Source organism: Endozoicomonas sp. ONNA2 (genome assembly GCF_024606365.1).
In the GTDB taxonomy this organism is placed as follows: Bacteria; Pseudomonadota; Gammaproteobacteria; order Pseudomonadales; family Endozoicomonadaceae; genus Endozoicomonas.
On the sequence record NZ_JAHHPO010000661.1, the window covers coordinates 1 to 8,897 of the forward strand.

The window sequence follows — 8,897 nt, forward strand, 5'->3', positions numbered from 1 at the left end:
GATTGCGGTGGAGCATCTGAATATGTGGAAGTTATTTACAGACAATTCCTAAGGATTAGAAGGGTATAAGTATGGCAGCTAATGGAATTACCAATGCTGAGGCAACTTTAAGGATTATTCAAGGGCATGGTGCTGTTCCGTCTATCACAAATGCTTCGAAAAATTACAATGAAGGAGATGTCTTAGCTGCTGGTGCTAACCTTGCTTCCGCTATAGATGCTTTAAAATCGATGGCATCATCAGCAGAGCTTGTAGGGCAAGCAGTTGGTAAAGTTGGCTGGGCGTCACAACTTTTTCAGGCATTACCAACTTTGAAAAAAGCCAGTGAAGAGTTGAAAAGCGGTTATTTGAGTGATAACACAATCCAAGATTTACTGGGCATAGGTCTAGGGGCTCTTGGCGCTGGAGCTCTTGCAGTTGGGGCTACCGGTGCAGCTATAGCAGCGACATCCACAGGCGTTGCTCTCGCAGTATATTCTTTGGTGAGACCTGATGAAGGCAAATATATTTATGACACAATTTCAAATGCTTTGGATGATGCTTTTAGCAACCCAGAATCAAATGATTCTTCAAATGTTATTACCCTTCCAGGTTTTAATCTCAATTCAGGATCAGAACATCCAATAGGTCAGCAAACTAACCAGGGAATATTCAACCCGCAAGAATTAGTAATAACCAAAGACCATGATTATGGGGACCTTTCTGTAAAGTTTGTTGATGAGCACGGGAACCTCTCATCCATTACGTTTTCACCCGATCAACTGATCAATGGTGGTAGCCAGCAAGTTGTCATTCCTGTTGGTACTAATGATTTTTATGAGGTCGAAAGTGGCATGATATCCATGCCGTCTACTAATGATCATATCGTTACGGTCACTATTTCTCCCGATGGTGTTGAGGAATTTCAGTTTTTAAACCCTCAAACCGGTGAGTCTTATATTCTTGACTCAAGAGATACCGCTAATCCATCAATGACCAAAGGGCCCTTGATTGACACGGGACCTTTTGAGGGCGTTATTGATAACTCTTTGCTTGATATGAACACCAAAACCACAGGTGATCTGCTGGAAAATGAAATTTATGATCAGGGTGCAACCACAGATTCGATCAACCTGAATTTTCTTCTGAATGACAGTAACTATTATGCCTCTTCCAGCAGCAGTGTCGTGAATGATGGCGGTATTTTCAATACCGAGATCGGCTCGATTATCGGCAATGGGTTACGACCAGGTAATAACAATCTGGCTGATGAGATGGATTGGGGATTGGGTAGCGGCCTCGGTTTTCAGGACACCATGGACTTCTGGAATAGTAGCCAGACTAACTCTTACAATACGATTTTTATCGATCCACTGGTATTGGATCTGGATGGTGATGGTGTCCAACTTCAGAATTTCCAACAGTCCAATGCTCTATTCGATATTGACCATGATGGTGTTAAGGAGCGCACAGGCTGGGTTACCCCAACGGATGGACTGCTGGCCATTGATCTGAACAACAATGGTCGTATTGATAATGTCAGTGAACTGTTTTCTGAATATTACCAGGGCACAATGGGGCAGGACGGTGCTCCGGGTGAAACGCCATTCGCCAATGGCTTTGAAGCCCTGGCCACTCTGGACAGCAATGGTGATGGCCTGTTCAGTGAGTTGGATGATGCCTGGTCCAGTGTCAAGGTCTGGGTCGATGCGGATGGTGACGCTGAAACAGACGACGGAGAGCTGAAAACCCTGGTTGAGGCGGGCGTGGTTTCGGTGAACCTTGCGGCCAGCAATGAGTCCGGTGATATTCTCGATGGCAATGAAGTACTGGCCCGGGGTGAATTTGTACAGTTGATCGACGGTGTTGAACAGACACGGGAAGCCATTGCCGCCAACTTCCTCTCCAACCCAGATGGCGCGGATTTTGTTGTGGACGGCGAGGGCTTGCTGGCACATTCCCAGAGTGGAGTATCCAGCTATGCCGCGGGTGACGGCGGTGAAACCGTGCGGGTTATCGATAAAAATGTAGACTCTGCCTATGGCGGTCGGGGTGACGATACGCTGATCGGCGACAGTGGTGATAACTGGCTGGCTGGGGGTGGAGGTTCCGACACTCTGGACGGAGGTGCCGGTAATGATGTCTTGCTGATTGATGGTCTGGATAACCCCAATGCTATCCAGGGAGGCGAAGGTCTGGATATTGTCAAGGTGCTGGGTGATCAGGGTGTTAGCCTTAACCTGCATCAGTCCGGTGTTGAAGTGGTGGAAGGTGGCCGTGGTAATGACGTCTTTATTGGTGGCGGTGGCAGTAATGTCTTTATCAAAGGCGGAGAAGGTGATGACGTAATTATGGGTGGCCTGGCCAACGATGCATTGTCGGGAGAGGATGGCAGGGACAGGATTTATGGTGGGCAGGGTAATGATATTGTCCGTGGGCACAGAGGAAGTGATCAGCTGAGTGGCGGAGATGGTAACGATCTCCTGGAGGGTGGTCTGGACGACGATACCCTTCTGGGTGACGCTGGCAATGATGTATTGAACGGTGGTCAGGGCGACGACCGTCTTGACGGTGGCGATGGTATTGATGTTGCCGACTTTACCGGCAGCTATGCCGATTACCGGATTGTCCATACCGCAGAGGGTATCTGGGTAACGGATACGGTCAGTGGCCGGGATGGTTCGGACTTCCTGACGGGGATTGAGAAATTCAGTTTCAGTGATCTCTCCCTGATGGATGTGGATCTGGAGAATCCGTTACTGGTCAATGATGTGGTTGACGTACCCTTTGCCAGTGGCAGTGACCAACCCTGGCTGATCACGGCTTCTGAGGTGCTGGGTAATGATCAGGATTTTCAGGGGGATGACCTGCGGATTACGGAACTGCTCGGGGTTAAGGGCGGTACGGCTGTTTTGCAGAACGGGGATGTGCTGTTTACTCCGGACCCGACCTATACCGGGCTGATCAGCTTCCAGTACAAGGTGGCGGACAGCAAAGGAAATGCCGGGGCTCAGGTTGTTTTACGGGGAACGGAACAAACGGCCGAGATGAAAGGTTCCGTGGTCTTGCGCACCCGTGATATGCCCGGTGACCCGATGCTGATGGAGCAGTGGTATTTGTCCGATGCCAATATACTGCCCGTCTGGAAGGACTATACCGGTAAAGGTGTGAAAATAGCCATGTTCGAGCCGGGTGGTGACTTTTCCGTTGGGCCGGAGCTGTTTGATTATCGTCATTATGACCTGAATGGCAATGTTGACCGGCAGTGGCTGGCCTCCGGTGAGATGGCCACCACGTTTTCGACCCATGCCACACTGGTGGCTGGCATCATGGTAGCAGATGATAATGGTGAAGGTGCCGTGGGGGTTGCTCACGATGCCACCCTGGCGGGGTATCATTTACCCAGTGATGGCAGTGACCTGAGCGCCCTGAACCAGTACAAGCACTACGATGTGGTGAATAACAGCTGGGGCTTCGTGGAGGCTTTTGCCAATAACTTCAATGTTCAGCAACCCCTGGTGGATGCCTTCACGGCCGCAGTGGATGAAGGCCGGGGTGGCCTGGGTACGGTGATGGTGTTTGCCGGAGGCAATGATCGCCAGAGCGGGGGTAATACCAATTACAGTAATGTCTCCAATAACCGTACGGTGATTACGGTTGGGGCAATTAATGCTGAGCAGGATCTGGGCTCCCTGGTGATGGGTCAGTCGCCTTTCTCCAACCCGGGTGCCAGTATTCTGGTGTCTGCACCGGGGTCCAATATGGCCAGCACCTCCCGGGAGTTGATCAACGAAAACGGATCAGTATTTGGTGATGACCTGGATGTGGCCCAGGGGACGTCATTTGCCACACCCCTGGTTACGGGAGTTGTGGCCCTGATGCTGGAAGCCAATCCCAACCTGGGATACCGGGATGTGCAGCAGATACTGGCTCTCACTGCCCGCAGGATTGATGACCCCAATACGGACTGGACCGATAACGGTGCCCACTACTGGAACGGTGGTGGTATGCATACCAGCCATGATTATGGTTTTGGTAATGTGGATGCCCTGGCCGCGGTTCGCCTGGCTGAAACCTGGGAAAAACAAAGTGTGCATGCCGATAATACGGGCATAGAAAATGCCCGGCCTGAGTACTATGTTGAGTCCAGTATCAACTTCAATAGTAAGGCCATTCCCGACAACGGCGTATTGCGCCATACCTTTACCCTTGAGGAAGGGATTCTTATTGAGCACACCTCCCTGGCACTCAATTTTGAGCATGAGCGCATTGGTGACCTGATTATCAAACTGATTTCACCGGACGGTACGGAGAGTATTCTGATGAACCGCCCGGGCAAGGCACCTGACAGTGCAGCCAGTGACACGGGTGATCAACGATCTTTGGCCATGGACTACGCCTTTAACTCCACCCGCAACTGGGGGGAGACCAGTGGCGGAACCTGGACCCTTGAGATTATTGATGCAGCAGGTGGTGCTTCCGGAATCCTTCACGGTGCCAAACTGGTGACCTTTGGGGATCTGGCAACACCTGATGATACCTATTTCTACACCAACGAGTTTGGTGAGATAGGGTCTGGTGTACGCTCGCTGTTGTCTGATACTAACGACGGTGTTGACACAATTAATGCAGCCGAAGTGACCAGTGATACGTTGATTAACCTGAATCAGGGAGCATCCAGCCAGATCGCGGGGAGAACGTTAACCATTCAATCGGGAACGGAGGTAGAGCATGCCACGACGGGGGACGGAAACGATACCCTGATTGATAATGACGGATCCAACTGGTTGAGAGGTTACCGGGGCAATGACACCTTATCCGGTGGCAACGGTGCGGATGTGCTCTTTGGTGGCGCGGGGAATGACAGCCTGACCGGTGGTGCGGGCATGGACTTCTTTATCATCCGGCCAGAAGCGGGTGCTGTTGATACCCTGGTGGACTTTGGTAACGGAGGGCAGGAAAAGATCGTGCTGGCCGGTTTCCAGACTGTACAGGACTTTACTCACTTCAGCGTCACTCAGGTGGGTGCCGATGTGCAGTTGACCTTTGGGGATGATGGCACCCAGACGGTGATTTTGAAGAATGTACAGGTCTCGACGTTGTCGGAGCAGGATTTTACTTTTATTTCCGATGAAACCCTGCTGGATGATTATCTGGATCTATTGGCCACGTCAACAATATGGGTAGGAAACGATGCCGTTCAGAACGGCCTGCTACCGGATAATATGGGAGATATGACGTACTTTGCTTCAGGAGGAAATGACGCTATAGGGTCAACCAGTACCGATGATGTTCTGGACGGTGGGGATGGTCATGACTTCCTGGATGGAGAATACATTACCAATACAGCGGGCACGGACTGGCTGCAGGGTGGTCAGGGCAATGATCGGCTTGAAGGCGGTGGTGACGACGACCTGTTGTTTGGCGGCAGTGGTAATGATCTGATGTTTGGAGAAGCGGGTAACGACCGGCTGTATGGCGACTCGGGTGAAGATAATCTGCTGGGTGGTGATGGTAACGATCACCTTGAAGGTGGTGCCGGTGATGACCTGCTACAGGGTGAGGGCGGTGATGATACGCTCTACCTGGAAGGCGACACCGGTCATATTGATCTGTCGTCCACGGGAGCCAACGTGGTTACCGGTTTGCTGGGCGGGTCTGGTTCCGACATTTATATCCTGAAGCAGGATGTAGCCGGTAGCCAGAGCCTTGGCCTGAGTTCATCCAATGGCGTGTTGAGGATGTCTACCTCAAACTTTATTGCGGATTTTGATGTTGCAACCGGAGGCGATCGCATTGATCTTTCCCGGCTGGATGGCGTGCGCGGGTTTCAGGATCTGGTGATTACCCAGAGTGTACTTAATGGTCTGCCAGTGACGCGTATCACCATTAATAATGGTGATGAACCCTATTTCGTTAACCTGTTTAATGTGACCATGAACTCGGTTAATGAGAGTCACTTTGTCTTTGCCAATAGTCAGCCTTATGGAATGGTGACTGACGGTGATGATGTTCTGGTGGGGGATGCCGGGGGGAACTATCTTGATGGCGATGCCGGTGCTGATGTGATGACCGGGCGCACCGGTGATGATACTTACAGGGTGGACAATATTGGCGATGTGGTTCATGAACTGGCCGGGGGCGGTTTTGACCAGGTTATCAGCAGTATCAATTACACGCTGGATAGTGAGGTTGAGAACCTGACGCTGATTGGTGATGGACACCTGATCGGAACAGGTAATGATCACAACAACCGGATTGTCGGTAATCGTGGAAATAATTTGCTGATGGGCATGGGGGGTATCGACACCTTGATTGGCCATGACGGGAATGATACCTATGTGGTGGATAATACGGCGGATCGCCTGGTCGAACAGGCGGCAGAGGGTATCGATTCTGTTGTCTCGTCAGTGTCGTACACACTGGGCGAGCATCTGGAGAACCTGATGCTCAGTGGCGCTGAGCATATCAATGCCACTGGCAATCGTCTGGATAATGAACTGACGGGCAACCAGGGTCGGAACATCCTGAATGGAGGTGATGGTAATGACCTGCTTTCCGGTAATGGTGGTAATGACTATTTGATGGGTGGTGCAGGTGATGATACCTATCACTTTGCCGCTGGTGATGGGTTTGACACCATCAATAACCATTCCGACCATGCCGGTGATAGGGACAGGCTGCAGTTAGAAAGCATCACCAAAGAGAACCTGTGGTTTACCCGCTCCGGCGACCATCTTCTTATCGATGTTATTGGTTCCAATGATCGGGTTCTGGTGCAGGACTGGTATGCAGGAGGGAGCCCGCAGCTGGATGAAATTCACACGGCAGGCGCCGTACTGCATGCGAATGCTGTGGACAGCCTGGTAAACGCCATGGCCGGTTTTGAAGCACCGCCGGCAGGCAATGCCCAGCTACCTCAGCAAACCCGGGATGAGATCAATCCAATAATAGCCAGTAGTTGGCAAGCTGCTTGATGGCTTAAGGCTGCCCCTGCATGAGCAGGGGCAGAGGTAATGTGCAAATACAGGAACCACAGAATGTGAAATCAACAGGTCTGTGGTTCCATTTTTGATCCTTAACACTATAGGTATACTGCATATTATTCCTGTTTTACCGAACTGAGATTTTGCTTTTTACGCATTGACTCCCCTGACAGTTCCAGACGGTGTGAACGGTGAATCAGACGATCCATAATGGCATCAATAAAAACTGATTTCTGGTTATCCAGTCGCATCGACACAGTGTTTCTAATGCGCCCCGATCAATCCCCCGACTGGCCGCATAATCAATATCCTCCACATAGGCGCTGGCCTGCTTGATTTTTGCCACCTTCCTGAGTCGTTGCTGTTTGCGCTGCTTACGATCCAGAGTTTCAGCTTCAAGTAACAGGCTGAGACGATCTTCAAACGACAGTTTCATCTGGTCGGGTGTTTCAAACATACGGGACAATGCTTGCTCAAAGCCCGGTAGCCGAAGCTCTCTGATTTGCTCTATCAGTTGTTGCGTGCTCATTTCAAATGGCCTTCATGATCCGCATAGTAAGAAGCACCCCGGACATTGGAGTGGGCAGGAAGCTTGTGTTGTGTGGTGGTTTCCGTAATCTGCTGTCCATCAAGGTGACATTGCAGAATTGAGTGCACGCTGGTTACCGTGAGAGACTGAATTTCGGTCACGCAGGTGCAGGCATTCATGAATCGCCGCACTCCATAGTGCCGACACAATTTTTGCAGCTTGCTACAAGCTCGTACGCCTTTTAAGGAATGTTCAGGCATGTTGTCGCATGCATAAATCAATAGTTTTGATAATCCCGGTAATATTTATTGAACTGGCTATAACAGTACGCATCGTCAGGGTTGATACGACGGTATTCCTCCCATATCTGCAGACGACACTGATGCTTGTCCTGCAATAACTTATGAATGTGCGACCAGTCTGGAGCCCGCTTGTCCGGTTTAAGCCCCGAGGAAGAGCTGACCAACCGGAACAAAGCTAGATCATCCAGCTGCTTCACTTCTTCCCAACAGCACTCGCTTTCACTGATTCGCGACCGGTATCGTCGAACGGTTGTTTTTGATAACTGCGTCAATTGAGCAATATGGCGATTTGAGAAATGGGTTGATAGCAGCAAGCGCAAAAGCTCACGCAAGGTAGATGGCTTCATGCATCAGCGACCAGGACAAATCGCCCCCGCCGCTTGGGCATAGTAAACAGCCTCACAGGAAAATGGTGCTGATTGATGGCCTGGCGCAATGCACCCATGGTCCGATACCCCATTGCCTGACGAAGTTGCTCCCCGCCCAGTACCGGTGAGCGATAAAGCGTCAGCAGGTCACTTTCCAGTTTGGCCGATAACGCGGTCACCCTCGCCTCAGGCTGTCCAGTACTCAAGCTAACCTCCACACATCTATATCAGTGATAAATGGTCATTTAGTAAGAATAAGTGCTTTTACAATTCTTGCGTAGCGGCTTATTTTTAGAAAAAAGGCACGACTTTTTTTGTATTGAAAAAGATAAGTGCTGATATACCAAGGCCTTGCCGGGCACAGCGCAATTTTCGCACATCCAATGCGCAATTTTTTCTTTATGTATTCCTTTACTGATTACAAACGTTTGTCGCGGAGGACACGATCCTTGGCCACGCGATACTGGGTTGCCTGGATAAAAGAACGCCTTGGGGTAAAAACCGCTTACCAGATTAAAAAGTGCTTGCTGGAAGACTCTGTTTTGGCAGAGAAGAAACCCGGCTGGCTGAACCATTCTTCAAGGTTCTGGAACAGAAAAGAAAACGGGCAGCCAGCCTCTCAGGAAAAGTTGGTAAACCAAGTAGAATCATGCAGTAAAACAAAGGGGGCGAAAGGCATTCGTAACTGTTTGGTGATCCCATACAATGTTCGCGATTACCAGGGGCTGCAGCC

General features: G+C 50.5%; 7 protein-coding genes. 2 read left to right on the forward strand and 5 right to left on the reverse strand.

Annotated features, from left to right (window positions below):
• The first annotated feature begins 71 nt into the window (after positions 1–71).
• Positions 72–6,956: a S8 family serine peptidase gene (locus KDK14_RS11580; protein WP_257265278.1), complete on the forward strand. Its 6,885-nt coding sequence runs from the start codon at positions 72–74 to the stop codon at positions 6,954–6,956.
• Positions 6,957–7,081: 125 nt separating this feature from the next.
• Here KDK14_RS11580 and KDK14_RS21755 read toward each other — a convergent pair whose 3' ends face one another.
• From KDK14_RS21755 to KDK14_RS11600, 5 genes are all read right to left on the reverse strand, one after another.
• A complete protein-coding gene (locus tag KDK14_RS21755; RefSeq protein WP_373691069.1) occupies positions 7,082–7,216 on the reverse strand; it encodes an ATP-binding protein in 135 nt (44 codons plus the stop codon).
• Positions 7,162–7,494: an ATP-binding protein gene (locus KDK14_RS11585; RefSeq protein ID WP_257265279.1), complete on the reverse strand. Its 333-nt coding sequence runs from the start codon at positions 7,492–7,494 to the stop codon at positions 7,162–7,164. Before KDK14_RS11585 ends, KDK14_RS21755 begins: the two co-directional genes overlap by 55 nt.
• On the reverse strand, positions 7,491–7,673 hold the full coding sequence (locus KDK14_RS11590) for a hypothetical protein (RefSeq protein WP_257265280.1): 183 nt from the start codon (positions 7,671–7,673) through the stop codon (positions 7,491–7,493). Before KDK14_RS11590 ends, KDK14_RS11585 begins: the two co-directional genes overlap by 4 nt.
• 98 nt (positions 7,674–7,771) lie before the next feature.
• A complete protein-coding gene (locus KDK14_RS11595; protein WP_257265281.1) occupies positions 7,772–8,143 on the reverse strand; it encodes a hypothetical protein in 372 nt (123 codons plus the stop codon).
• Entirely contained in the window at positions 8,140–8,370 is a 231-nt protein-coding gene (locus KDK14_RS11600) for a hypothetical protein (RefSeq protein ID WP_257265282.1), read from the reverse strand. Before KDK14_RS11600 ends, KDK14_RS11595 begins: the two co-directional genes overlap by 4 nt.
• A gap of 243 nt (positions 8,371–8,613) precedes the next feature.
• Between KDK14_RS11600 and KDK14_RS11605 the strand changes: the two genes are divergently transcribed.
• Positions 8,614–8,897 (forward strand): hypothetical protein (locus KDK14_RS11605; RefSeq protein ID WP_257265283.1); only part of this gene is annotated, 284 nt, incomplete at its 3' end.

What these genes read in the sequence shown, in the direction of transcription:
- KDK14_RS11580 (WP_257265278.1), top strand. Translation starts at nt 72, where the DNA reads ATGGCAGCTAATGGAATTACCAATGCTGAGGCAACTTTAAGGATTATT.
- KDK14_RS11585 (WP_257265279.1), bottom strand. Translation starts at nt 7,494, where the DNA reads ATGAGCACGCAACAACTGATAGAGCAAATCAGAGAGCTTCGGCTACCG.
- KDK14_RS21755 (WP_373691069.1), bottom strand. Translation starts at nt 7,216, where the DNA reads ATGCGACTGGATAACCAGAAATCAGTTTTTATTGATGCCATTATGGAT.
- KDK14_RS11595 (WP_257265281.1), bottom strand. Translation starts at nt 8,143, where the DNA reads ATGAAGCCATCTACCTTGCGTGAGCTTTTGCGCTTGCTGCTATCAACC.
- KDK14_RS11590 (WP_257265280.1), bottom strand. Translation starts at nt 7,673, where the DNA reads ATGAATGCCTGCACCTGCGTGACCGAAATTCAGTCTCTCACGGTAACC.